Raw genomic sequence first — 25,893 nt, forward strand, 5'->3', positions numbered from 1 at the left:
TAGATTGAGTGCAACAGGCTCTAGGCCATGGCCATCTTCCTGTTCACCCCCGCCCGTCTCGAGCGAGCCGAGAACACCGATCTCTCCCTCGACCCAGACGCCCTGCGCGTGGGCCATCTGCACCGTCTCGGCCGTTACCCGGATGTTGTAATCGACATCCGATGGCGTCTGGCCATCCGCCAAAAGCGATCCGTCCATCATCACGCTGGTGCAACCCATCCGTATGGCGCTGCGGCATACATCCGGGCTGCTGCCGTGGTCCTGATGCAGGCACAAGGGAATATGGGGAAACCGTTCCGCCGCTCCCCGGACCAGATGCGCCAGCAGGATGTCGTCGCCATAGCGGCGTGCGCTTTGCGTGACCTGGACGATGACGGGACTATCGGTCCTGTCGGCAGCCCGCATCACCGCCAGCAAGGTTTCCAGGTTGGTGATGTTGAAGGCCGGCAGGCCATAGCCATGCTCTGCCGCATGGTCGAGGATCTGGCGCATCGAGGTGAGTGCCATGGCATGTCTCCAATAAAGGGGAGTGTCGCTTCGGGCGATCGCGTCAGTTGGGAAAGGCCGCGTTCAGTTCTGCCAGTGCCCGTGCGTCCAAGGGTCGGGTCGGCCGGTCGCCCAGAATAAAAAACAGCTTTGCCGTTTCTTCCAGTTCTTCATAGGTATAGATCGCCTGCTCCAAGGACTTGGCAGAAACGATCGGGCCGTGATTGGCCAGCAGCATGGAGTGTGTCTGGCGCGCTGTCCTGCGCACCGCATCCGCCAGAGCCCGGTCCCCTGGCCGGTAGTAATCGACCAGGGGCAGCTTGCCGACGCGCATGGCGTGATAAGCCGTCAATGGCGGCAGCACGTCATCGGTGCAGTCGTGGCACATGCAGGACACGGCGACAGCATAGGTTGAATGCAGATGCACGACCGCCCCGGCCGCGGGGCGTTCCTCGTACATGGCCAAATGAAAGAAGGCCTCTTTCGAAGGCGGATCCCCATCCAGCAAATCTCCACTGGCCGAGATGCGCGAGATCTGGCCGGGATGCAGCATGCCAAGGCAGCTGTTTGTCGGCGTCACCAGAAAGCTGCCATCGGCAAGCCGCGCAGACAGGTTGCCCGCGCTACCATGCGCAAGCTGGCGCTGATAGAGCAGCGCGCCCAGACGAACGATCTTGCTGCGCAGTTCGGCTTCCTCGCTCATGCCGGTGCCCCCGCCAGCATCCGGGTGGCTTTTTCGAAGAAATCCTGCTGACCAAAATTGCCTGACTTCAGCGCCAGCACGGCATTCCGCCGGGCGCTGATCAGGATTGGCACGCCGGGGTCGATTTCCGGCCCGATCATTACCTCTCCCAGGTCCAAGGCCTGCGCCACCGCCCCGGAAGTTTCTCCTCCTGCAACCACCAGCCGCTTGCCGCCATTGTTCAGGAAAGCCTGAGCGGTCGTTGCGAACAGGTTGTCCAGAGTGGCCGACACCGCCTCCCGACCATACCGCCCTTGCGCCTCGCGCACTTGTTCGGGAGTGCCCGAGGAGTAGACCAGCGGTGCGCGTCCAGCATGCTCCATTATGAAGGATAGCACTTGAGGCACGCCAATCGTTTCCGCCATGACATGATCAACCGAAATTGGCAGCACGGGATGACGTTTGGCATGCTGTTCGATCTGCCCTCTTGTCGCGCCAGAGCAGCTTCCTGCCAAGATCGCCTCTGGTCCCTCGATGCCCAAGAAGCTGTTTCCGCTGCGACCCTGCACCTGACCCTGGCGGATGAAGTTCGCGGGCAATCCGAGCGCCACGCCCGATCCTCCCGTCACCAGCGGTGCCCCGGCACAGGCACGACCAATGAGGCGCAGGTCCGCATCTTCTACTGCGTCGACAACAACCAGCTGCTGGCCACCCTGCACCAGAGCCTGCGCCAGCACCTCCGACCCTCGCCGGACGGTTTGCAGGGGAACCATGCCGACCGGTCCTTCTACCTGGCTTGACAGCCAGCGGCGGATATCCGCATCCGTCATGGGTGTCAGTGGATGGTTCTGCATGCCGGACTCGTTCAGCAGACGATCGTGGACGAAAAGATGTCCTTGGTAGATCGTCCGTCCTGCTCTGGGAAAAGCCGGGCAGACTACCACGCCGCCGACGCCCAGTTCTGCGGCCAGCGCCTGAGCCACGGGACCGATATTGCCTTCAGCCGTGGAATCGAAGGTCGAGCAATACTTGAACACGATCTGCTCGCATCCTTGCGCCTTTAACCAGCGAAGCGCTTGCAAGGATTGCGCCACCGCCTCGTCCTTGGGCGATGAGCGGGTCTTGAGCGAAATGACCCCCGCCTCCACCGACGGATCGGCTGGATTACTGGGGATACCCATGTATTGCGACGTTATCATTCCACCCGATCGGCCGTCGCCGCAGGCAATGGTGTTCGCGATATCGCTGGCGCCGGTAAAATCGTCGGCAATGACCCCCAACAGCATGCTTACCTCGTCACCAAGTCGCGCATCCGCGTCACTGCGGCATCAGGCGCGGTGAAAACCGGAACGCTGACGGCCGCACGCACTCTTTCGGCTGCGCGTGAGGTCGAAAAATGTGCCAACATGATGGCGTCACGATCCGACAAGGCCGGGGCCATTTCCCCCACCAGGCGGTTGTGGGCCTCGGCGTCGCCCTGACGAAGCAGATCGATGGCGTCGGGGACGACAATCGTCTCGAGCTTGCCTTTCGCTCCAGCCCTTACGGCAAGATCGGCAAACTCTGCCTCCATGGTCGCGACTGAGGGGGCAAAAGTTGCCAGCATCCCGATACGGTTGCCATGCTGGAGTGCCGCCCGAAACATGGCCTCGTTAGGCTTCAGCACAGGCACCGGCAGGGTCTCGATCATGCGGTCGATGGCAGGCCCGAAGGCAGAACAGGTGACAAGGATTCCGTCGGCGCCAGTCCGGCAGGCATAGCGGCCGAAATCCACAAAACGTTCAATGAGGATTTCAGACAATTCGTCGCCTTCTTGGGCACGGTCGATTGTCAGGCCGTCATCCAACAGATTGACGGCCTCTGCCTCTGGCCAAAGTCGTGCCATTGCGGATTTGATTGGCTCCATCGCCACAGGGGTCGCATGGAGCAAGACGATGCGGGGGGAACGTGCCATTGGGTGACCTCGGGTTCAGGCAGCGGTTTCGGCGACAAGGGACGTCAGACCACCGTTCCGGTAAGCCTGCTGTGCCTGTGCCGATTGTAGATGATCCAGAAAAGCTCGGGCGTTCGCCGAATTTGCCGCTCCGGCAAAAATGGCGGCGGCGAAATCTGTGGGCTGTTGCAGCTCATCCGGGAAGGGACCAACCACCTCGATCCCGTCCACCATCATCAGTTCGCTGATCTGCTGGACCGCCAGGTCCGCCTCGCCCGATACCACCTTCTCGGCGGTATAGCCCGCCTGGATCGGCGTTCCGCGATCCAGCACATCTTGCATGCCGCGATCCCGCAAGATCTTGCTTAGATGAATCCCACTGGCACCCGATAGCGAATAAGCGGTGCTCCGAGCATTGCGGATCGTGTTCAGGAAGTCGCCGGAGCTGGCTATCTTTGGATGCTGGGTTCCCGCCCGAATGCCGAGCCCGAACCGAGCTTGGGCAATCGGCGTAACCGTTCCGGTCTGAATAATGCCTTGGACTTCCAGTTGGTCAAGCTGTTCGCGGATGATGATAAGAACGTCCGCCCGCTTGCCCCGACGGATATCATCAACCAGCACAGTGGTGGGAGACCATTGGACATGCGCAGGAACTCCCAATTTTTCCCAGGAGGGAAGGACGTCGCGCTTGAAAGCAAGCTCGACCGCCAGTGTACTCATGATCTGCAAATTGCCGGCCATTTCTCTCCTCCGCAGAAACGAAGCCTCGCTTGCTCTTACAAGGCCGTTCTATTGGAGGAAGCAGCACCACAGACGTCAACGTAAGCGGCCGCCCTTTCACACCGTGAAAGTGTAATGGAATATCTTACGAGAACTGAGGATACCTACCCCTCAATCGAGCCGTCATGGTGGCCTCGAGAGTGCGTATGTTGTTCAGGTGCGCCAACGCTGCAATCTTATTCACGGATCCGGGCTAAGTCCTAGTCTGAGCTGCTGAAAGTGGTGGAGCACCCAGTGATCCCGCACTACACCAATTCCTCTGAAATTGATCTGCGTGCCTGCGCAACCAAGCGCCGGATCTCAATCGCACGATGAGCACCGATGGCCGTCAGCTCCGCGAAGTGGTGCTCTGGCTGATGAAGAGGTGCCGGAAGCTCGGCATTCCCTTCTTCGTCTATCTGGGTCACCGGTTCGGACTCAGTGCGCTAGCGGAGCGCTTCCCATTCCTTCCGGAACTCATGGTTGGACAGAGCGCCTGCGCCAGCCGACCCGGAGAACTGCCCCAGCTACTTGTTTAGGTAAGTGGGGCAAATTCCGGGGCAATGTGGCTCAGACACATTACTTGGCAACTGTTGTAGATAGCAGGGGCTACAACCAGACTATCGTCTGTAGACCAGCTGCCCCGCAATCTGCCCCACTTATCCGGAGATCTGCCCCAATTACCTTGTTTAGGTCCACCCAAGATAAGCAATAATCTCTAGCTGCACGCCGCCATCACCGCAGTTATCAACACAGTTGCGGATCAGCGACCGATGTAAGGATTGTTCATCTGTATCCGGTAAAGCCTGCCTGTCGGAAGTACTTGCTAGGGGTCGTCAGAAGCCCGTTCTGTGTCCCGAAAGGCTGCTCTCAAACGGCTTTGGACTACAGGAGTGCTGCGCTGACAGGAGGCACGGGCCTCGTATCTGGCGCCCCTGCCCTTCTCAAAAACAGCGCCAATCAGCGACCCTTGCCTTTGAAAACATCCACAAACGGCCGTTTCAACGACGCATCCATTATTGTAGAACCGTCCTGCCGGAACGGATTTCCCGATCAAGGGCGCCTTCACGCCAAGGCGGGCACCGGCGTCATGCAGGCCCGGGCCACGGCCTGCCGGTCGAAGCTGAAGGTGGCGCTGCAGCCCGCGGCGTGGGCCGCCAGGGCGATCAGATGGTCGGAAAAGCCCGCCCCGCCCTGCCGATACCGTTCGACGGCCAAGCCGATGCGGTCGGGGGACTCGACGACCACTTCCTGCGCGGCAAGCAGGGCGTCGACGGCGCTGGCAATATCGGCACGGGGCAGGCGATAGGCGCGTTCCAGCACCCAGACCAGTTCCACCAGGACCTCGCGGGACAGCCAGGCGGGATTGTCCTCGGTCAGACCCGCGAACAGGGCCGAGGCTTCCGCAGCCTGCTGGGGATCGTCGCGGACCAGGAACCGGACAAGGACATTGGTGTCCAGGGCGATCATTCGCCGCGCGCGCCCTCGGCCACGGCGCGGTCCATGTCCTGCAGGGACAGGGGTTCCTGACCCTCTCGGCGCAGCATGCCCGCCAAACCTGCCACGGGAACCGTCCGCATCAGGCGGACCTGCCCATCATCCAGGATGACATAGCGCAGCCGGTCCCCCGGCGACAGGCCAAGCGCCTGCCGCACCGCCTTGGGAAGGGTCGTCTGGCCCTTGGTCGTGACGCCGGATTCGGACATGACGATGTTCCTTCTTGATGCAGTTCCTTACCTTTACAGAAAACGCATTGCAGGGGCAACCACAGGGATGGGCCATGCGCAGGCCGCCGCCAGAAAGAGACTTGCCAGAATCGGAAAAGGGCACAATAACTTACGCAGGAAACTGAATAAGACGGCTAAAAGCGTAACCACGCCGCAGCCAACCGGGAAGGGGGCGCCATGGGGGCTGCGCAGCTGAAGACGCGGATCGACAAGCTGGTGGGGGCCCATGCCGCCGCCTTGTCCGAACGGCTGCAAGCCCATCGTGAACAGCTTTTCCCCCCCGATGCCAAGCGCGAATTGCGCAAGTTCACCAGCGGAGAGGTGGCGGACCTGCTGGGGGTTAAGGACGCCTATCTGCGCAAGCTGGATCTGGAAGGCAGGGGGCCGTCGCCCGAAACCCGCGCGGGGGGACGGCGCTACTATACGCCGGCCGATATCCAGGCCTTGCGGGAACTGCTTGAAAAGGGGGCGAAATCCCCCGGGACATATCTGCCCGGCCGGCGCGGGGACGACCATCTTCAGGTCATCACGGTCATCAACTTCAAGGGCGGTTCCGGCAAGACCACCACGGCCGCGCATCTGGCGCAGAAGCTGGCCCTGGACGGCTATCGGGTGCTTGGCATCGACCTGGACCCGCAGGCAAGCCTGTCGGCCCTGCACGGGATCCAGCCCGAATTCGACCTGCCCGACGGCGGCACGATCTATGATTCCATCCGCTATGACGACCCGGTGCCGCTGCGTGCGGTGATCCAGAAGACCTATTTCACCAATCTGGACCTGATCCCCGGCAACCTGGACCTGATGGAATTCGAACACGCAACGCCCATGGCTTTGCGCGAACGGTCCGGAAACTATTTCTTTACCAGGATTGGCGATGTTCTGGCCGAGGTCGAAGGCGACTATGACGTCGTCGTGATCGACTGCCCTCCGCAACTGGGGTTCCTGACCATGTCCGCGCTGTCGGCGGCCACGGCCATCCTGGTGACGGTTCATCCGCAGATGCTGGACGTGATGTCGATGTGCCAGTTCCTGCTGATGACCTCGAACCTGCTGGGGGTGGTGGCCGAGGCGGGGGGCGACATGGACTATGACTGGATGCGCTATGTCGTGACGCGCTATGAACCCGGCGACGGGCCGCAGAACCAGATGGTCAGCTTCATGCGGTCGATGTTCGGGGACCATGTGCTGAACCACCCGGTGCTGAAATCCACCGCCATTTCCGACGCGGGGATCACCAAGCAGACGCTCTACGAGGTGGAAAAGTCCCAGTTCACCCGCGCGACCTATGAACGCGCCATCGAAAGCCTGAATGCCGTCAACGGCGAGATCGAGGGACTGATACAGGCGGCCTGGGGCCGCAAGGGGGGATGATGGCACGCAAGGATCTGCTGAAGAACCTGATGACGGCGCCCGTCCCCGACGATGGCCGGGCCCCCCTGCCCCGGTCGGATCGCGGCGCCATCGGCGCGGTGTCCAAATCCATCAACGAACTGAAATCCCGGGCGATCATCGAGGTTCCCGCCGACATGATCGACGATGCCGGGATCGAGGACCGGCTGGACGACGACCCCGCCGGGATCGAGGCGCTGATGTCCTCGATCCGGGAATACGGCCAGCAGGTCCCCGTGCTGCTGCGCCATTCTCCCAATGTCGAGGGGCGCTATGACATCGTCTTCGGACGCCGCCGGGTGGCCGCGCTGCGCAGGCTGGGGCTGCCCGTCAAGGCCATGGTGCGCAGCCTGAACGACCGGGAACTGGTGGTCGCGCAGGGTCAGGAAAACTCGGCCCGCAAGGACCTGAGCTTTATCGAGAAGGCGAATTTCGCCCGGCAGATGGTCGCCGCGGGCTATGACCGCAAGCTGGTCTGCGACGCGCTATCGATCGACAAGACGGTGATCTCGCGGATGCTGACGGTGGTCGAGGCCCTGCCCGACCGGCTGATCCGCGCGATCGGGGCGGCACCCTCGGCCGGGCGCGACCGCTGGCTGGCCCTGGCGCAGAAGGCCCAGGGACGGCCGATCGAGGATCTGGTGCCGCTGGCGGTCGGCCCGGATTCCGACAGGCGCTTTGCCGCCGTCCTGTCGGCGCTGAACAGCCCCCCTGCCCGGCCTGCGGCGCAGGTTCTGGCATCCGCCGACGGGGCCACGCTGGGACAGGTCCGGCGCAGCAAGGCGAAAACGGTGATCGAACTGGACCGGGGCGGGCATGACTTCGCCGACTGGCTGATCGACCGCATGGCAGAGCTTCACCGCGACTGGCAGAAGGGCCGGTCGTGATGGACATCGAAGGGCAACAACCAAGGAGGCACAGGACGGCAAAAGAAAAGCCCCCCAGGACATGACATCCCAAAGGGCCGTTCTCTCGATCTAGCACCTCGAAGATAGCGGCTGAAGTTGACGGCTGTCAACACCGTCGGTCCCGGCGGACGCAATTCCTTTGCCTTGTGACATCACGAATGAGGCATATTTCCACGACGCCCCCGGGGCGCCGGACGCAACCGGCTGGCCTGATGGCTGCCGGGGGGCCGGCAACCGCCCCCTGCCCTTCGGCCGACAAATGGGCCTTGCTGCAGGCCCTGACCGATGGCCGCGATGCCTTTGGCCTGACGGATCGCAACCTGGCGGTCCTGTCGGCGCTGCTGTCCTTTCATCCGGCGCGCGACCTGCGCGACGGCGCGCCGACGGTCTTTCCGTCAAACGCCTCGCTGTCGTCGCGGCTTCACGGGATGCCGGAAAGCACGCTGCGCCGCCATCTGTCAGCCCTTGTTGCGGCAGGCATGATCCGGCGGCAGGACAGCCCCAATGGCAAGCGCTATGCCACCCGCGACGGCAACGGCCGGATCGACCATGTCTTCGGCTTCGATCTGCGCCCCCTGCTGCAGCGCGCGGCCGAGATTGCCCAGGCCGCCGACCAGGCCAGGGACAGGGCGCGGCATATGCGCCGGATGCGGCAGACCATTTCCCTGCTGATGCGGGATGCCGCCATGCTGTCCGACGGCGTGGCGCCGTGCCAGGCGCGGTTGGCCGATCTGCAACGATTGATGCGGCGCAAGCTGGACCTTGACGCGCTGAGCGACCTGGAAAGCCGTCTGCGCCGATTGCTGGCGGACATGGCCCGGCAAGCGGAACCCGCGCCGGAAATGAGCGCCAATGACAGCCAAAATGAGCGTCACCATCATAATACAGACTCTGATATCCTTGAATCTGAAAAGGGCCGGGAACAGGATGAACTGCCGCCGCTGGCCGCGATCCTGAAGGCAGCGCCGGAAATCGAAACCTATGCGGCAGCGCCGCTGAGAAGCTGGCGCGATCTGGTCGGGGTTGCGGATTTCATCCGTCCCATGCTGGGGATCACCGCCGAGACCTGGGCCTTTGCCCGGCGCAGCATGGGCGAGGGCAGGGCGGCCGTTGTGCTGTCCTGCATCCTGCAGCGGTTCGCCAGCATCCGAAACCCCGGCGCCTATCTGCGGCGTCTGGCGCAAAGCGAAGATTTCCGGGTGGGGCCGATGGTGATGGCGCTGCTGCGGAACCGCGATGCGGTTGCTGCGTCCAGTTGACAGATGTCAACTTTGGGTCCGGTGGTTCTGGGGAAGCCCGTCGGGGCAGGGTGGTCCCGCCGCGCGACGGCGGCAGGACCTTGGGCGTCAGACCGGCTTGCGGGTCGGGGTCGCGCCGGGCAGTTCGATGTTGATCTCGAGGCTGGACATCTGGTCGCCGCGTTCCATGCGGACATCGACCTCCTTTTCCCCGATCGGGACATATTTGCGGATCGCCGCGATGATGTCGCGTTGCAGCATGGGCAGGTAATCGGCCTCGGCGGTGCCGCTGCTGCGTTCATGCGCAAGAAGGATCTGCAGCCGGTCCTTGGCGGTCTGGGCTGTCTGGGTCGGGCGCGGCTTGCGGACAAAGCTGAACAGGTTCATGACGCACGCTTGAACAAACGCTGGAACAGGCCGGGGCGGCGTTCGCCCTGGATGCGCATCTCGACCTGGGTGCCGGTCAGACGGGCCACCGCATCCTCATAGGCGCGGGACGCGGCCGAAGGTTCGTCCAGGACCACTGGCGTGCCGACGTTCGAGGCCTTCAGGATCGCCTTGCTTTCCGGGATCACGCCCAGAAGCGGCACGGCCAGGATCTCCAGCACGTCCTCGACGGTCATCATCTCGCCGCCGTCCACGCGGTCCTGGTCATAGCGGGTCAGCAGGACCTGGGCCTTGATCGGCTCGGCGCCGTCGGTTTCGGCGCGGCGGGTCTGGCTGCTGAGCAGGCCCAGGACGCGGTCGCTGTCGCGCACGGAGGACACTTCGGGATTTGTCACGACCACGGCCTCGTCGGCGTAATACATCGCCATCTGGGCGCCGCGCTCGATCCCGGCGGGGCTGTCGCAGATGATATAGTCGAACTCGGCCTTCAACTCGGTCAGGATCTGCTCGACACCCTCCTTGGTCAGGGCGTCCTTGTCGCGGGTCTGCGAGGTCGGCAGGATGAACAGCGTGTCCAGCCGCTTGTCCTTGATCAGCGCCTGCTTCAGCTTGGCGTCGCCCTGGATGACGTTGATGAAGTCGAAGACCACGCGGCGTTCGCAGCCCATGATCATGTCCAGGTTGCGCAGACCCACGTCGAAGTCGATCACGACCGTCTTGAACCCCTGCTTCGCCAGCCCGGCGGAAATTGCCGCGGACGAGGTCGTCTTGCCGACGCCCCCCTTGCCCGAGGTGATCACGATGACCCGCCCCAGGGGCGCGTCCTTCTTGGCTTCAGGCGTCATGCAATTACCTCCATGCGCAGTTTCTCGTTCTCCAGGTAGATGTGGGTGCAGCGTTGGCGGGCGGCGTCGTCCAGCGAGTCGCTGGTCTGGTAAAGCCCTGCAATCGCTATCAATTCCGCGTCCAGGCTTTGACAGAAGATATGCGCGTTCTCGTTGCCGTGGCAGCCCGCCATGGCCCGGCCGCGCAAGGTGCCATAGACGTGGATGTTGCCCGCCGCGATCAGTTCCGCGCCCGAGGCCACCGATCCGATCACCGTCAGGTCGCCCTGTTCGGCCACGATCATCTGGCCCGACCGGACGGGCGAACGGATGACCTTGGTTTCGGCGGGGCGGGCAGGGGCGGCGGGCTGGGCCGGGCCGCTTCTGCGGGGCAGGGGGGCGTCGCGGCCGGTGTTCACCGCGATCAGGCCCAGGTCGCGCAGCGCCGCCGGATCGAAGCCATCGCCGTTCTGGATGCCGAAGACCTGCAATCCCTGCTGGCGCAGCTTGTCCAGCAGGGCGCAGATGCGGTCGGGGTCGGCCGTTTCGGGCGCCTGTGCCAGATCCAGGACCACGGGGGCGCCGGAAAAGAACTGCGGTGTCCTGCCCAACTGCTCCTCGAGCTGGGCGTGGAACCGGTCATCGGCGATCCCGTTGTCGATGCGAAGCGTCAGAACGGTCAGGAAGCGGCCGCGCACCTGGAAGGCGGCGGTCCTTGCAGGCGGCGCGACGGGCCTGGCACGGGCGTATTCATCTGACACGTCGAACACTCTGCTCCTGCTCTGGCGGGTCGCGACTCGGGTCGCGCCGCTCTTGTTTGAAAGGGCATTTCCCACGAAGCATACGGCCTGCGAAAGACGGCGCCCCGCGCGATGGCGGGATCCTGCCTATGCCCGCCGGGCGGCCTTGCCTTGCGCGGCCTGCCATGTTCGCCCCCGGAGGCCGCAGGACCGGACGGGTTGACAAATCCGGGCCGTGTCCATGTTTTGCACGCAAAACGGGAAATCTGATCACATGGACAAAATCGAGACCTTTCTGGGGACCCTGGGCGGCATCGTCTGGGGACCGTTCCTGCTGATCCCGCTGCTGCTGGGGACGGGCATCTATCTGACCTTCCGGCTGGGCGGGATCCAGTTCCTGCGCCTGGGTGCCGCGCTGCGGCTGGGCCTGATCAAGCGCAAGGACGACGATGCCGAAGGCGACATCTCGCAGTTCCAGGCGCTGACCACGGCCATGGCGGCCACGGTCGGCACCGGCAACATCGTGGGCGTGGCCACCGCCATCGGCATCGGGGGCCCGGGCGCGCTGTTCTGGATGTGGGTGACGGCGCTTCTGGGCATGGCGTCCAAGTATTCCGAGGCCTTCCTGGGCGTGCGCTTCCGCACCACCGACGCCGCGGGCGAGAAGTCGGGCGGGCCGCAATATTACCTGGAACGCGGCATTCCCGGCGGCCTGGGCCGCATCCTGGCGCTGTCCTTCGCGATCTTCGCGGTCTTTGCCTGCTTCGGCATCGGCAACATGACGCAGGGCAATTCCATCGCCTCGAACCTGGAACGCAGCTTCGCGGTGCCGACCTGGGTGACGGGGGCGGTGCTGGCGGGCCTGACGCTGGTGGTGCTGGTGGGCGGCATCAAGTCCATCGGCCGCGTCACGGCGGGCTTCGTGCCGGCGATGATCCTGTTCTATGTGCTGGGGGCGCTGTATATCCTGGGCGCCAATGCCGGCGACGTTCCGGCGGCATTCGCGCAGGTGTTTTCCCAAGCCTTTTCCGGCACTTCGGCCGTGGGCGGGTTTCTGGGATCGACCATCATGATCGCGGTGCAATACGGCGTGGCGCGGGGGATCTTCTCCAACGAATCCGGGATGGGGTCGGCGGCCATCGCCGCCGCCTCGGCCCAGACGACGCATCCGGTGCGCCAGGGGCTGGTGTCGATGACCCAGACCTTCATCGACACGATCATCGTCGTGTCCTGCACCGGCCTTGTCATCATCACCACCGGCGTCTGGAACCAGACCGACCCCGCCACCGGGCAGCAGATCTCGGCCTCGATCATGACGGGCGAGGCCTTCACCCATGGCCTGCCCGGCCAGTGGGGCCACTGGATCGTCACGATAGGCCTTGTGATGTTCGCCTATTCCACCATCCTGGGCTGGGCCTATTACGGGGAACGCAACGTGGAACGCCTTGTCGGGCGCCGGGGCGTGATGCCCTTCCGGGTGCTGTTTTCCGCCGTGGTCTTCTTCGGCTGCACGGTGCAGCTGGGCGTGGTGTGGAACTTCTCGGACGTGATGAACGGGTTGATGGCGATCCCGAACCTGATCGGGCTGCTGATCCTGTCCGGCCTGATCGCGCGCGAGACGCGCCATTACCTGCGCCATGACCCCAAGCTGGAAGCGTCCCGCGCCGAGATCGAGGCCTTCATGCAGGGCCAGCCGGGATGGGAGGAGTGGAAGGCGTCCGAGCGTTCCGTCCACCGCTAAGGGTGATGCGACACAAGAAAGGGGCCGGAGAACCGGCCCCTTTTTCCTTGCCTGTCCCCGTCAGGAACCGGCCGCCTGCGACCGGTGGGGCGCCTTCTCGGGTGCCCCCGGCAGCCCGCCCAGGACCTCCTCGGCGGTGGTCTGGCGGTTCTTGACGGAACTGGTCCACTGGCCCCAGACGGTCGGGTCGATCTTGTCGCCATTCGCGCCCAGGTTTTCCAGGCGGCGCTGATCCTCGTCGGTCAGGACCTGGCCGGGCAGGGGGGCCAGGTGCTTGAGGTCGGCGGCGGTGATGCCCAGCATCTCGCCCACGCGGGTGCCATAGTCGTCATGGACCATCAGGAAATGCCAGACCATGCGTTCCTGCACGTCGCGTTCGCACTGGCCCAGCAGCGTGCCCATGTTCAGCACCAGGTCGTCGCGTTCCCAGTCCATCATCGTGCAGTAACGCCCGCGCGCCTGGACATAGTCGTTGCGCCGTTCCAGCACGCTGCGGGTCAGGCGGCCCCGGATCTCGGGCGGGTTGTTGGGGGCCTCGCGCTGCGCTTCCTGCAGCCCGTCATGGATCGAGGGCTCATAGTTCACATGCGGGTTCTGCCCCGGCGCGATGTCGCGGCCAAAGGACATCTGCCCCCCGTCATAGTTGGTGGCGACCTTGGCGTTCTTGGCGCGGTTCACCGGCAGTTGCAGATAATTGGTGCCGACCCGGTACCGCTGCGTGTCGGAATAGGAAAAGGTCCGCCCGACCAGCATCTTGTCGTCGGAAAAGTCCAACCCGTCCACCAGCACGCCCGTGCCCATGGCGATCTGCTCGTTCTCGTCGAAGAAGTTCTCGACGTTGCGGTTCAGGGTCATCACGCCGACATGGCGCAGCGGAAAGTCCTTTTCCGGCCAGATCTTGGTGTCGTCCAGCGGATCCCAGTCCAGTTCGGGATGGTCGTGATCCTCCATGATCTGGACATACATGTCCCATTGCGGATAGTCGCCGCGCTCGATCGCGGTGAACAGGTCCTTCGAGGCGGAGCCGAAGTCCTTGCCCTGCACCTTCTCGGCCTCGGCCGCGGTCAGCGATGCGATGCCCTGGCGCGGGTGGAAGTGGTATTTCACCAGCACCGTGTCGCCCGCCGCGTTCACCATCTTGTAGGTGTTCACGCCGAAGCCTTCCATGTGGCGATAGCTGGCCGGGATGCCGCGCGGGCTGAACAGGTGCGTCAGCATGTGCATCGACTCGGGCGTCTGGCTCATGAAGTCGAAGATGCGGTTGGGTTCCTGGCGGAAGGTCACCGGGTCGGGCTTCAGCGAATGGATCACGTCGGGAAACTTGATCGCGTCGCGGATGAAGAAGATCGCCAGGTTGTTGCCGACCAGATCCCAGTTGCCATCCTCGGTATAGAACTTGACGGCGAAGCCGCGCGGGTCGCGCGCCACCTCGGAACTGTCGCGGCCGCCAATCACGGTGGAAAAGCGGATCGCCAGCGGCGTCTTCTTGCCCTTGTCCTGGAACAGCTTGGCGCGGGTGTATTTGGACGCGGGCTCGTCGCCGATCATGCCGGTCGCCTCGAATTCGCCATAGCAGACGAAGCCGCGCGCATGGACCACCCGTTCGGGGATCCGTTCGCGGTCGAAATGGGTGATCTTTTCCAGGAAGTGATAGTTTTCCAGCGTCGCCGGGCCGCGCGGGCCGACCGTGCGCTGCGACTGGTTGTTGGTGATCTGGTGGCCCTGCCGGTTCGTCAGGGTCTTTTTGCCGTCCGGGGCTTGGTCTTCCATGGCTGTTCTCCGTACTGCGAAGGGAAAGGGCAGGGCAGATGACGCGGGCGCAAGCGGTTCGCCCGTGCCGCTGCCCGGCCCGGCCTGTCTTGCCGCACCAACGCAGACCGGCCATGTCCCGATCCCTTTAATCTGCCGGTCGGGTCACGAAAGCGCCGTTGCCAGACCTTTCAGATCACGCCCGTCAGCGCATTCCGGTCAGCTTCGCCACATCCACGAATTCGCGGACCTGGCGCGAACGGTTCGACCGCTTCCAGGCCAGGACGGTGCTGATGCGGAAGCGCGGATGGATGATGGGCCGCACCTCGACGCTGCGGCCCAGGAAGCCGATCAGGCTTTCGGGATAGATGGTCACCCCCAGCCCCGCCGCGACCAGGCCCAGCAGGGCCAGCGTGTTGGACGCCTCGATGGCGATGTTCAGGGATATCCCCTCGGCGCTGAACAGGTTGGACAGGCGCCAGCGGTATTCCTCCCATTCGTGGGTGTCGCCCAGGATGATGTCCTGGGCCGCCAGATCGGCGGGCGTGACCACCGGCAGGCGCAGCAGGGCGTGGTTGCGCGGCGTCACCACATACAGCGGGTCGGTGGACAGCGTCAGGCTGTGGTAATCGGTATGGTCGAACGGCCCGATCATGTAGCCCAGGTCGATCTCGTCATTGGCCAGGGCGATCTTCTGGCCCTGCGTGCGGATATAGCGGATCTTCAGGTCCACATGCGGATGGGCTTGGCGGAACCGCGCCACCGCCGCCGGCATCAGTTCCGTCGCCGCGAATGCCATATAGCCCACGTTCAGCGTCCCCAGCTTGCCTTCCGCGATCCGCCGGGCCAACTGGATCGAATCCTCGTATCCCCGCAGCAGATGGGCGTTGTCGTCATAGAAGCTGCGCCCGGCCTGGGTCAGCCGCACCTCGCGCGTGGTGCGTTCCAGAAGGCGGAAACCCAGCGTCGCCTCCAGCTTCTGGATGCGGCGGCTGAGCGCGGACTGGTCCAGGTGCAGGCGTTCGGCCGCCCGCCGAAAGCTGAGTTCCTGGGCAAGGGTGACGAAGGAATGAACATTCTCGATGCCGGAATGATCGCTCATGGAATGTCACCCCCTGATTGATGCGTAAGGCGCATGAATAATTGCTGACACGCCATTTCCCTTGGGTCAAGGAACCACGGAATATGATCCCCAGAGCAGCGGATCATCGGCCCGCACGGGGATTGAAGACGGCTCGGGACACAAGGGCGCAGCCCTGCCAACCAAGACAAGGATCACGAGAATGAGCGAAGTGGACACCAAGGAACTGGACCGCCTGCTGCAGGAAGCCTTTGACACCGCCAGCAAGCTTTACAAGGAACGCGGCTTCCAGCGTCGCGTGGGCTTCGGCAAGCGTCCGGCCCTGGTCAGCGTGGACCTGGCCAATGCCTGGACCCGTCCGGGCAACCCCTTCACCTGCGACCAGGAGAAGATGGACAACGAGATCATCCCGGGGATGCAGAAGCTGCTCAAGGCGTTCCGCGCCCAGAACCTGCCGGTCGTCCACGTCACCACCGCATACGAAATCACCGACCGCAATGCCGATTTCACCGACATGGGCCTGTGGCACAACAAGATCCCCGTGGATGTGGTGGACCTGAAGAACAAGGACCTGTGGGCCATCGACAGCCGCATCGCCCCGGTCGAAGGCGAATACACGCTGCTGAAGAAGCGCGCCTCGTCCTTCCACGGCACGGAACTGGCGGGCATCCTGCGGGCCAACAACGTGGACACGATCCTGGTCACGGGCGTCACCGCCTGCGCCTGCGTGCGCCAGACGATCTGCGACGGCATCGCCGACGGCTTCCGCACCATCGCGGTCAAGGAGGCGATCGGCGACCGGGTGCCGGGCGCGGTGGCCTGGAACCTGTTCGACATCGACGCCAAGTTCGGCGACGTCCACACCGTCGATGAATGCGTGGCTTACATCGACAGCCTCGGCGCCCAGAAGATCGCGGCGGAATAAGCACTCCCCCCTGCGCCGGCCCTTGTGGCCGGCGCCTTTTTACAGCGCCCCCGAAGACGGGCGCGAGCCAACCAACACAGAGAGGTGTCACATGGCCAGGATTGGCGTCGATGTGGGTGGGACAAATACCGATCTTGTCCTTGAATGCGCAAAGGGTGTCTTTTACCACAAGGTTCCGACCACGCTGAAGAACCAGTCGATCGGCGTCGTCCAGGGGGTGCAGGGGATCTGCACCATGGCGGGCATCGACCCGGCCGAGGTGGAGACCATCGTCCACGGCACCACCACCGCCACCAACATCACCATCGAACACAATGGCGCGGAATGCGGGATGATCACCACGCATGGCTTCCGCGACATCCTGCATATCGGGCGCCACAAGCGCCCCTATAACTTCAGCCTGCATTTCGACGTGCCCTGGCAAAGCCAGCCGCTGGTCAAGCGCCGCAACCGCATCGCCGTGCGCGAACGCATCCTGCCGCCGACCGGAGAGATCGCCGAGCCCCTGGACGAACAGGCCGTGCGCGACGCCTGCGCCTTGTTCCGCAAGCGCGGCATCAGTTCGGTCGTGATCGGCTTCATGTTCAGCTTCCTCAACGACGCCCACGAGGCCCGCGCGAAAGAGATCGTGCTGGAGGAGATCCCCGGCGCCTATGTCACCATGTCGTCGGAACTGGCCCGCGTGATGCGGGAATACGAACGCTTCTCGACCGCGGCGATGAACTGCTATGTCGGGCCCAAGACCGCCTATTACCTGCGCGACCTGGATGCCCGCCTGCGCGAGGCGGGCGTCACCTCGAAGCTGCGGATCATGCAGTCGAACGGCGGCGTGTCCACGGTTGACAGCTGCGCCCGCCGCCCGATCCGCATCCTGATGTCCGGCCCCGCGGGCGGCGTCATCGGCGGCGCGTCCGAAGGAGAGATGGCGGGCACGCCCAACATCATCACCGTCGATATCGGCGGCACCTCGGCCGATATTTCCACCATTCCCGGCGGCCAGTTGAAGATCATGAATCAGCGCGACACCTATGTGTCGGGCTATCCGGTGCTGACGCCGATGATCGACCTTGTGACCATCGGCGCGGGCGGCGGTTCGGTGGCCTTCATCGACGAGGCGGGCGCCTTCAACGTGGGTCCGCGTTCCGCCGGGTCCGAACCCGGTCCCGCCTGCTATGGCCGGGGCGGAGAGGAGCCGACCGTCACCGACGCGCAGATCGTGCTGGGCCGTCTGGACCCCGACATGGCGCTTGGCGGCGACCTGCGGCTGGACGCGGACCTTGCCCGCAAGGCGGTCGAGGAGAAGATCGCCAAGCCCCTGGGCATGTCCGTGAAGGACGCGGCGCTTGGCATCATCAAGATCATCAACAACAACATGGCGTTGGCGATCCGGTCGAACTCGGTCGCGCGCGGCATCGACCCGCGTGAATTTTCCATCATGCCCTTTGGCGGCGCCGGTCCGCTGCATGGCGTGGCCCTGGCCGAGGCGGTCAGCGCGCGCGACGTGATCGTGCCGGTGGCGCCGGGCATCACGGCGGCCGTGGGCCTGCTGAAGACCGACCTGCAATACGAACATACCGAGGCCGGGATCCTGATCCTGAACACCGCCACGGATGCCGACATCGACCGCATCAACGGCCATATCGAACGGCTGTGCCAATGCGTCCATGACGAACTGGATGCCGACGGCATCGCCCGCGCGGACCAGTCGCTGAAGATCATCGCGGAATGCCGTTACCAAGGGCAGGGCTTCGAACTGCGCGCGGATTTCCCCGACGGGCCGCTGACCCAGGACAACAAGCAGGTCATCATCGACAGCTTCCACGACGCGCATGAAAAGGATTACGGCTATGCCTATCGCAAGGCCGAGGTCGAACTGATCACGCTGCGGGTCATCGGCTCCGCCAGCGTGCGCCGGATCGAGATCCCCAAGGTGCAACCCACCGACGGATCCTCGATCGACCGGGCGCTGATGTTCGTGCGCCCGACCACCTTCGACTGCGGCCGGACGCTGGAAACGCCGCGCTATGACCGCACGAAACTGTTCGCGGGGGATCGCGTGCCGGGGCCCGCGATCCTGATCCAGCACAATTCCACCACCCTGGTTCCGCCCGGCTATGTCGCCGAGACGCTGGACTTCGGCAACACGCGCATCAGCAAGGGGGCCTGACATGAACCAGATGACCAAGATCACCGAGGTCGATCCGATCACGCTGCAAGTGATCCGTGGCGCCTTCGAAACCATCGCCGAGGAAATGGGCCATGTCCTTTACCGGATGTCCTTTTCCTCGATCATCCGGGAAAGCCAGGATCTGGGCGCGGGGCTGTTCGACACGAACTTCAACACGCTCTGCGAATCCGAATCGACGCCGATGCATATCGGGTCCATCCCCGGATACCTGCGCGGCATCGCCGAGACGCTTGAGGACGGCGAATGGTATGAAGGCGACGCGGTGGTCCACAACCACCCTTATCACGGGTCGTCCCACACGCCGGACCTGGCCATCGTCGTGCCGGTCTTCTTCCACGGGCGGCTTGTGGGCTTTGCCGGGAACACCGCGCATCATGTCGATATCGGCGCCGCCACGCCGGGCCTGATCATCGACGTGCCCGATGTCTATGCCGAGGGGATGCTGTTCGCGGGCACCAAGCTTTACCGCAAGGGCGAACCCAACAACGCCATGTGGAACTATATCCGCCGCAATTCCCGCGCGGCGGGGCAGCTGGTGATGGATATCGAGGCGCAGATCGCATCGGCCCGCCTGGGCGCGCGCCGCTTCGTCGAACTGCTTGAGAAATACGGCGAGGATATCGTCTTCGGCGCGGCCAACCAGCTGATGGATTACGCCGAGCGCATGACCCGCCAGCGGATCAGCGAAATCCCCGACGGCGATTACACCGCCGAAGGCTGGCTGGACGACGACGGCCGCAACCGCGACCAGCGGCTGAAGGTCAAGGTCACCGTCCGCGTGCGCGGGGACGAGGTCGAGGTGGACCTGACCGGGTCCGCCGACCAGACCCCCACCGCCTATAACGTGCCCTTCGAAGGGTCCACCAAGGTCGCGGCCTATGCGGGGTTCCGCAAGCTGCTGCTGGACGCGGCCACGTCCGACACGCGGGTTCCGTCGAACGAGGGATCCTTCCGCCCGATCAAGGTCACCGCGCCCCTGGGGTCGATCTTCAACCCCCGCGCGCCCGCATCGGCGGAAGCCCGGTTCACCCAGTGCAACCGCATGATCGACCTCATCATCCGGGCGCTCGCCCCGGTGATGCCCGAACAGGTGATCGCGGGGTCTTCCGCCTCGATCAGCTTCGCGGCCTATTCGGGGGTGCGTCCCTCGGGCGATTACTGGGTGTTTCTGGAGGTGAACGAGGGCGCCTATGGCGGGCGGCCGCGCAGCGACGGGCCGGACAGCATCGACAACCTGATGGCCAATACCCGCAACAACCCGCTGGAAGACCTGGCGATGCATATCCCCATGATCTGCGACCGCTATGAATTGCGCGACGACGCACCTCCGGGGGCGGGGGAATTCCGGGGCGGCATCGGCGTGGTCAAGGCCCAGCGGGTGCTGACGCCCGCCTTCATCACCCACGAATCCGAACGCCATACCGACGCGCCCTGGGGCATCTTCGGCGGCGAGGACGGGGCCTGCGGGCGCTGCACCATCAGCAACCCGAACAGGCCGGGCGAGGAAAAGGAGATGCATTCCAAATTCTCGGGCCTGGCGGTGGGGGCGGATGACGTGATGACCTATTACAGCCCGAACGGCGGCGGCTATGGCAACCCGCTGAACCGCGCCCCCCGCAAGGTGCTGGAGGATGTCCTGGACGGGTTCTGTTCGCCCAGGGATGCCCGAGAGGTCTATGGCGTCGCCATAGACCTTGAAACCGAGACGGTGGACATGGCGACCACCGAAAAGCTGCGCTTCGCGATGCAGCGCCACGACTGACCGCAGGGGGCCGCATCGCGCGGCCCCTTCGCATTTCGCAAGAAGAACGGCCGCGCGGGGTGATCCACCGCGCGACGGTCGCATCTGTCCATCACACAGGGATAAGCATCATGACAATGACACAAGACGGCCTGTCCGCCGGACGGGACCGCACCGCCCTGATCGAGGAAAGCATCCTGCCCACGCAGGCCAGCCAGCGGCCCATCGGCACGCTGGGCTATGCCTGGATCTGGGTGGGGATCGCGGTCATCATCGCCACCTATTCGCTGGGGGCCACCGGCATCCAGGGCGGCTTCGACCTGGCCACGGTCGCGCTGACGATCGGGCTTGCGAACCTGGCCATCGGCGCGCTGATGCTGGCCACGGCCGACATCGGCACCGAACACGGGCTGTCCTTCGCGGTCTATCTGCGCGCGCCCTTCGGCATCCACGGCACGCATCTGCCCGCCGTGTCGCGGGGCATCGTGGCGGCGATGTGGTTCGGCATCCAGACCTATCTGGGCGCGCTCGCGCTGAACGGGATAGGCGAATACTTCCTGGGCTTTTCCAACTGGTTCCTGTGGTATGCGATCTTCGCCGCCGTGCAGGTCGCCAACACCATGCTGGGCATCAAGTCCGTGGAACGGCTTGCATCCCTTGCCGCGCCCGCGATCATCGCGATTTCCGTCTGGATGTATTTCACGCTGGAAGGCATCGCGGAAACCAAGGGCCTCAACATCTGGACCTTCCGGGCGGAAGGGCAGGCATCCCTGATCGTGCTGTTCATCGCCAACATGAGCTTCTGGTCCACCATGGCGATCGACATCCCCAACCTGACGCGCTTCGTGAAGACCCGCACCGGCACCCGCAGCTTCCTTCAGCGCAACAAGGCGATCTTCGTCGCGCAACTGGTGGCGCTGCCCGTCACCCAGGCGATGATCGCGGGCATCGGCGCGGTGTCCTTCATCGCCACCGGCAACTGGAACCCGGTCGAGGTGATCCAGGGCGACGCCCAGGGCATCGCGCTGCTGGTCCTGCTGATCCTGGTAGTGCTGGCGCAATGGTCCACCAACAACTCGGCCAACCTGATCCCGGCCGCGCTGACCTTCATCAACCTGGCGCCGCGCGTCATCAACTATCGCATGGCGGTGGTCATCGCGGGCGTGGTGGGCACGCTGTGCTTTCCCTGGCAGATCCTGGACAACCTGTTCGTCTTCCTGGGCTATTACGGGGCGTTCCTGTCGGCCATCGGCGGCATCATGGTCGCGGATTACTATGTCATCCGCCGCCGCCGCGTGAACGTGCCCGCGCTGTTCGACCCCGATGGGCAGTATCGCTATGCGCGCGGCTTCAACCTCGCCGGGCTGATCGCCTGGCTTCTGGCGGGGGCGGTCGCGGCCTGGTGGTCGGCCTTCGCCTTCGTGATCGGCTTTCCGCTGGGCTTCCTGCTGTATCTGGTGCTGATGCGGGCCCTGGTCCTGCCCCGGCACCGGCAGGCCGAACTGTCGGGCGGCCCGGATGATTTCCTGGCAGCCTCGGTCGGCATGGACTGGGTGCATCTGGGCGGCGGGCGCTTTGCCCGGACACCCTGCGGAACCGGCGGCGCCGAAGGGCGCGAAGACCTGTAAGTCGCGGCGGGCCGGGACCTTGCGTCCCGGCCTTGCCCCTTCGACGATCCCCCCCCGGTCAGCCGCTGGCCCCGTCCCGCGTGGCCGAAAGGGGCAGCGTGATGGTGCAGCGAACGCCCTGGGGCGTGAGTTCGTAGGCTCCAGACCCATTGATCTTCAGAGCCAGAACAGGACTGTTGCGGCGAGCGCGATGGCTGAGAAGAACGTCTCTGGGCAGCGGTCGTATCGAGTTGCGACACGCCTCCAGTCCTTCAGGCGGCCGAACATGATCTCGATGCGGTTGCGCCGCTTGTAACGCCGCTTGTCGTATTTCACAGTTTTCTTGCGGGACGACCTGCCCGGGATGCAGACGTTTATGCCTTTGTCCTCAATGGCCTCTCGCAGCCAGTCTGCATCATAGCCCCGATCCGCGAGCAGCCAATCGGCCTGTGGCAAGCTGCCCAGCAGTGCTGCCGCACCAGTGTAGTCGCTGACCTGTCCCGCCGACATGAAGAACCGGATCGGGCGGCCCTTGGCGTCGGTGACAGCATGCAACTTGGTGTTCATGCCTCCCTTGGTGCGCCCGATCTGCCAGCTACGCCCCCTTTTTTGGCACGCAGGCTGGAAGCCGTGCGATGCGCCTTGAGATAGGTGGCATCAATCATGATCGTCTTATGCTCGGCACCCTCGGCCGCCAGGCCCATCATGATCCGAGCGAAGACACCATTGTCGCTCCATCGCTTCCAGCGATTGTAGAGGGTCTTCACCGGACCATACTCCCTGGGTGCATCGCACCATCGCAAACCATTGCGGTTGATGAAGATTATGCCGCTGAGCACACGCCGATCATCAACGCGAGGCTTGCCATGGCTTTTGGGAAAGAACGGCTTCAAGCGCTCCATCTGCGCGTCGCTCAGCCAGAAAAGATTGCTCATGGATCAGGTCTCCTTGCGAAGCCTGAATCATGGCGAGCGCTCAGAAACAATGGGTCTGGAGCCTAGTAGGACCCGACGAAGCCATAATCCGCATACCAATCCTCGATGATCGGCAGCATGGCATCATAGATGCCGGGGTCCTGGACCTGGACGTCCCACACCTCTTGCGACTGGTCCATGTCGTTGCGCGAATAGAACAGGGACGTGTGCCGCGTCATCAGCAGGGACACGTCGGGCGAATTGTCCTGCAGCACCCAGTCGATCGCCTCGCCCAGGATGTTGTTGTTGCCCATGATCGCGTCGGTCGCGAAATGCACGTTGCGGCCGGCGGTCTGGGTGGCGATGACGGCGTCGTGGGTTCCACCCGTCACGACCTGCTGGAACAGAACCTGTCCCGTGCCGGTCATGTCCCTGAAATTGAGATAGGAGTTGTTGCCATAGGTGCCCACGACCTGATTGGCGGCATAGCCGTCCAGGATCGGATTGGCGGCACCCGTCGCCTGCAGCGTGATCCCGTTCGTGGCGCCGAAGCCTTCCAGCGTGACGCCCAGCAGTGATTTCATGCGGGCATAGGAATCCCCGGCGATCGCGGCCCCGGTTTCGTCATTGGTCAGGAAGTTGCCCGCGGCGATCAGCCCGACCCCGTAATTCTGGACGGCCGTCGCCAGGGACGATGCGATGGCCGAAACCTGGGCCGCCTTCGCGTGCGAGAAGCAGGGAAAGACGATCGCATCGTATCCGGCCAGTGCGGCAGGATCGAGAAGATCGGCTTCGTTCAGCAGATCAAAGGGAACACCTGCCTGCATGGCCTGGTTCTGGGCCGCCATGAACAGCTGCCCATAGGCGGTCTTGTCATAGAAGTTGGCGGCCGTGGTTTCCGAATAGACGATGGCGATGCGGGATTGGGGCGCATCGACCGGCACTGGCGGCGGCGGGGCACCGACGACCAGGTTCGCGCTGGCATAGTCGCCCGGCAGGAAGATCGTGTCGTTGACATCGGCCAGAACCCGCACCTGGGCCGGGTTTCCCGCAAGAAGGCTTTTGGGGACGGCAATCTCGAAGCCCGTGCCATCGGTGCTGCGGCCGAATGCCAGATCCGCCACGAAGGTGCCGCCCGCCGCGCCGGAATAGAGCTTGGCTTGCCCGTCGGCGGTGATGTTGATGTTGTATTCCGCCCCTCCGGCCCAGCCCCAGATCTTGTGGCCTGTCGAGGTGTTCAGATCGGTGTCCAGCCAGATGGTGGTATTCGCGCCGATCGCAGCCCCGTTCGAGGCGACGGCGAAGACATAGCTGTCGCCAGCGGCATCCTGCACAAGCCGGCCGCGCAGTTCGTGGCCCGACTGCGTGGCCAGCACGGTGCCAACCGCCCATTCCGCCAGCGAACCGTCCAGCGTGACGCCCCCCACCACGGCCGGAGGCGCCGATCCCACGACGAAATTGGCGGTGGCATAGCTGTTGGGAATGAAGACCGTGTCATTCACGTCGGCAAAGACCCGTATCGAGGCCGAGCCCCCCAGAAGCGCCTGATCGACCGCGAATTCGATGGTCGTGCCGTCCGCGCTGCGGGCATGGTTCAGTTCGGCCACCAGGGTCTGGCCGGCTGCTCCGCTGTAAAGCCGCGCGACCCCGTCGGCCCCGATGTTGATGTTGTATTCGGCGCCGGCAGCCCATCCCCAGACCTGGTAACCCGTCGCACCATTCCGGTCCGTGTCCAGCCAGATCGTCGTGTTCGTGCCGATCTGCACGCTGTCGCTGTCGATCGCGAATGTATAGGTGCCGCCCTGCAGATCCCCGTAAAGGGCATAGCCCGCCGTGCCCGTCGCGGCGCTGTCCAGGCGGGTGGACGCCGCCCAGTCGGTCAGATTGCCGTCGAGTGTCTTGCCGCCGGCCTGGACCTGGGGTTGGCTGCCGACGATGAAGTTCGCCGTGGCATAGGAGTTGGGCAGAAAGACCGAGTCGTTGACATCGGCATAGACCCGCACCGCGTTGGGGGTTCCTGCCAGCAGGCCACGGTCGATGCGGAATTCGAGGACGCGGCCGTCGCCGCTGCGGGCTTCCTCCAGCTCGGCCACCAGGGTCTGTTCCGGTCCGCCGGAATAAAGGCGTGCGGATCCATCCGCGGCGATCTCGACATTGTATTCCGCGCCACCGGCCCAGCCCCAGATCTGATAGCCGGTCGTCCGGTCAAGATCCGCATCAAGCCACAAGGTCGTGTTGTCGCCTATGGTGACGCTGTCGGCGGAAAGGGCGAAATACAGGTAATTGGCCTCGACCATGCCCCACAGGCCATAGCCAGGCGTTCCTGTCGCCGCCGTGTCCAGTCGCGCATTCGGGGACCATTCGCTGATGGAGCCATCGATCGTCGGCATCTGTGCTTTCCCTTCTGCTATGTGCGCGCTTGCCGCACCCGTTCGGGACAAGGATTCTTGCTGGTGATTATCCTGCGCCGATGCGATCCCGGGCAATTGGCGCGGCGGCCAATCGCCATCAGACTAGGGATGGCGGGCCCGCTAACACCAAAGAGGAATGAGCTTCGCCTAACGGTTACTGCGTCCTGACGACCGCGGGGGGGAGGGAGACGGCGGGCATACAGGCTCAGGACGATGGTGCAGCGGCGCGCGCCAAGCCAACCCGCACGGCGCGAGACCGTTGTTGGCCTTCAGCGCCTCGATACGGTCGTGACCAGATCCCGGAGCAGACCGGCCTCAAGGGGGCGATCCATCAGCCCCGCGTCGATGATCGACGGGTGATCAGCGGCATGATCCCGTCCCACCCCGCCTGCAAGCTGGGCGGTCAAGGAAGGTGCGGCCGCGCCTTCAGCAAGGTCACTACCCGGTCCGCCATGCCGACGCA

23 protein-coding genes are annotated in these 25,893 nt (G+C 64.2%); 8 read left to right on the forward strand and 15 right to left on the reverse strand.

Annotation, left to right across the window (positions count from 1 at the left end; all coding sequences use genetic code 11):
- The 7 genes from CK944_RS18305 to CK944_RS18340 form a co-directional block, all read right to left on the reverse strand.
- Positions 1–507 (reverse strand): class II fructose-bisphosphate aldolase (locus CK944_RS18305; RefSeq protein WP_192877781.1); only part of this gene is annotated, 507 nt, incomplete at its 3' end.
- A 43-nt stretch (positions 508–550) separates the two neighbouring features.
- Positions 551–1,189 carry a 3-oxo-tetronate 4-phosphate decarboxylase gene (gene otnC, locus CK944_RS18310; protein WP_103174519.1) on the reverse strand — a complete coding sequence of 213 codons (639 nt, stop codon included), beginning with the start codon at positions 1,187–1,189 and terminating at the stop codon, positions 551–553.
- Positions 1,186–2,454: a 3-oxo-tetronate kinase gene (otnK, locus tag CK944_RS18315; protein ID WP_103174520.1), complete on the reverse strand. Its 1,269-nt coding sequence runs from the start codon at positions 2,452–2,454 to the stop codon at positions 1,186–1,188. The genes otnC and otnK overlap by 4 nt, the downstream gene beginning before the upstream one ends.
- A gap of 2 nt (positions 2,455–2,456) precedes the next feature.
- A complete protein-coding gene (locus CK944_RS18320; protein WP_103174521.1) occupies positions 2,457–3,122 on the reverse strand; it encodes an aspartate/glutamate racemase family protein in 666 nt (221 codons plus the stop codon).
- Between the two features lie 15 nt (positions 3,123–3,137).
- Complete coding sequence (locus CK944_RS18325; protein WP_103174522.1) at positions 3,138–3,842, reverse strand: substrate-binding domain-containing protein; 705 nt, start codon at positions 3,840–3,842, stop codon at positions 3,138–3,140.
- Between the two features lie 1,083 nt (positions 3,843–4,925).
- Positions 4,926–5,330, reverse strand: coding sequence for a PIN domain-containing protein (locus tag CK944_RS18335; protein WP_103174524.1), 405 nt, complete (start codon positions 5,328–5,330; stop codon positions 4,926–4,928).
- Entirely contained in the window at positions 5,327–5,566 is a 240-nt protein-coding gene (locus tag CK944_RS18340; RefSeq protein WP_103174525.1) for a type II toxin-antitoxin system PrlF family antitoxin, read from the reverse strand. The genes CK944_RS18335 and CK944_RS18340 overlap by 4 nt, the downstream gene beginning before the upstream one ends.
- Before the next feature lie 198 nt (positions 5,567–5,764).
- Between CK944_RS18340 and repA the strand changes: the two genes are divergently transcribed.
- From repA to repC, 3 genes are all read left to right on the forward strand, one after another.
- Complete coding sequence (gene repA, locus CK944_RS18345) at positions 5,765–6,958, forward strand: plasmid partitioning protein RepA (protein ID WP_103174526.1); 1,194 nt, start codon at positions 5,765–5,767, stop codon at positions 6,956–6,958.
- Positions 6,958–7,863, forward strand: coding sequence for a plasmid partitioning protein RepB (repB, locus tag CK944_RS18350; RefSeq protein WP_103174527.1), 906 nt, complete (start codon positions 6,958–6,960; stop codon positions 7,861–7,863). Before repA ends, repB begins: the two co-directional genes overlap by 1 nt.
- A 179-nt stretch (positions 7,864–8,042) precedes the next feature.
- Positions 8,043–9,143 carry a plasmid replication protein RepC gene (repC, locus tag CK944_RS18355; protein WP_103174528.1) on the forward strand — a complete coding sequence of 367 codons (1,101 nt, stop codon included), beginning with the start codon at positions 8,043–8,045 and terminating at the stop codon, positions 9,141–9,143.
- An 87-nt stretch (positions 9,144–9,230) separates the two neighbouring features.
- Here repC and minE read toward each other — a convergent pair whose 3' ends face one another.
- From minE to minC, 3 genes are read right to left on the reverse strand one after another with little or no spacing between them, the layout of a single operon-like run.
- Positions 9,231–9,509 carry a cell division topological specificity factor MinE gene (minE, locus tag CK944_RS18360; protein WP_188716780.1) on the reverse strand — a complete coding sequence of 93 codons (279 nt, stop codon included), beginning with the start codon at positions 9,507–9,509 and terminating at the stop codon, positions 9,231–9,233.
- The gene (gene minD, locus CK944_RS18365) at positions 9,506–10,324 is read right to left on the reverse strand and encodes a septum site-determining protein MinD (RefSeq protein WP_205049100.1); all 819 of its coding nucleotides are present in this window, start codon (positions 10,322–10,324) and stop codon (positions 9,506–9,508) included. The genes minE and minD overlap by 4 nt, the downstream gene beginning before the upstream one ends.
- Before the next feature lie 26 nt (positions 10,325–10,350).
- Positions 10,351–11,103: a septum site-determining protein MinC gene (minC, locus tag CK944_RS18370; protein ID WP_239986146.1), complete on the reverse strand. Its 753-nt coding sequence runs from the start codon at positions 11,101–11,103 to the stop codon at positions 10,351–10,353.
- 244 nt (positions 11,104–11,347) lie between these two features.
- Between minC and CK944_RS18375 the strand changes: the two genes are divergently transcribed.
- Positions 11,348–12,814, forward strand: coding sequence for a sodium:alanine symporter family protein (locus CK944_RS18375; RefSeq protein WP_103174540.1), 1,467 nt, complete (start codon positions 11,348–11,350; stop codon positions 12,812–12,814).
- Between the two features lie 60 nt (positions 12,815–12,874).
- On the opposite strand, the gene CK944_RS18380 is transcribed toward CK944_RS18375, so the two are convergent.
- Both CK944_RS18380 and CK944_RS18385 read right to left on the reverse strand, forming a co-directional pair.
- Complete coding sequence (locus tag CK944_RS18380) at positions 12,875–14,584, reverse strand: catalase (protein ID WP_103174530.1); 1,710 nt, start codon at positions 14,582–14,584, stop codon at positions 12,875–12,877.
- Positions 14,585–14,768: 184 nt separating this feature from the next.
- On the reverse strand, positions 14,769–15,665 hold the full coding sequence (locus tag CK944_RS18385; protein ID WP_103174531.1) for a LysR family transcriptional regulator: 897 nt from the start codon (positions 15,663–15,665) through the stop codon (positions 14,769–14,771).
- A gap of 181 nt (positions 15,666–15,846) precedes the next feature.
- Here CK944_RS18385 and CK944_RS18390 point away from each other — a divergent pair, with 181 nt between their 5' ends.
- From CK944_RS18390 to CK944_RS18405, 4 genes are all read left to right on the forward strand, one after another.
- Positions 15,847–16,569, forward strand: a complete 723-nt coding sequence (locus CK944_RS18390; protein WP_103174532.1) for an isochorismatase family protein — start codon at positions 15,847–15,849, stop codon at positions 16,567–16,569.
- Positions 16,570–16,660: 91 nt separating this feature from the next.
- On the forward strand, positions 16,661–18,736 hold the full coding sequence (locus CK944_RS18395; protein WP_103174533.1) for a hydantoinase/oxoprolinase family protein: 2,076 nt from the start codon (positions 16,661–16,663) through the stop codon (positions 18,734–18,736).
- A 1-nt stretch (position 18,737) separates the two neighbouring features.
- Positions 18,738–20,519, forward strand: coding sequence for a hydantoinase B/oxoprolinase family protein (locus CK944_RS18400; protein ID WP_103174534.1), 1,782 nt, complete (start codon positions 18,738–18,740; stop codon positions 20,517–20,519).
- A 110-nt stretch (positions 20,520–20,629) separates the two neighbouring features.
- The gene (locus CK944_RS18405) at positions 20,630–22,126 is read left to right on the forward strand and encodes an NCS1 family transporter (protein ID WP_103174535.1); all 1,497 of its coding nucleotides are present in this window, start codon (positions 20,630–20,632) and stop codon (positions 22,124–22,126) included.
- 156 nt (positions 22,127–22,282) lie between these two features.
- Here the strand turns inward: CK944_RS18405 and CK944_RS18410 are convergent.
- The 3 genes from CK944_RS18410 to CK944_RS23320 all read right to left on the reverse strand — a co-directional run.
- A protein-coding gene (locus CK944_RS18410; protein ID WP_103174536.1) for an IS5 family transposase occupies positions 22,283–23,040 on the reverse strand; the annotation gives its coding sequence in 2 pieces (ribosomal slippage) (positions 22,283–22,704 and positions 22,704–23,040; 759 coding nt in all).
- A gap of 62 nt (positions 23,041–23,102) precedes the next feature.
- Complete coding sequence (locus CK944_RS18415) at positions 23,103–25,409, reverse strand: hypothetical protein (RefSeq protein WP_103174537.1); 2,307 nt, start codon at positions 25,407–25,409, stop codon at positions 23,103–23,105.
- A 290-nt stretch (positions 25,410–25,699) separates the two neighbouring features.
- A partial coding sequence (locus CK944_RS23320) for a hypothetical protein (RefSeq protein ID WP_205049099.1) occupies positions 25,700–25,893 on the reverse strand: 194 nt, incomplete at its 5' end.

The organism is Paracoccus sp. SY (assembly GCF_002901215.1).
GTDB lineage: Bacteria > Pseudomonadota > Alphaproteobacteria > Rhodobacterales > Rhodobacteraceae > Paracoccus > Paracoccus acridae.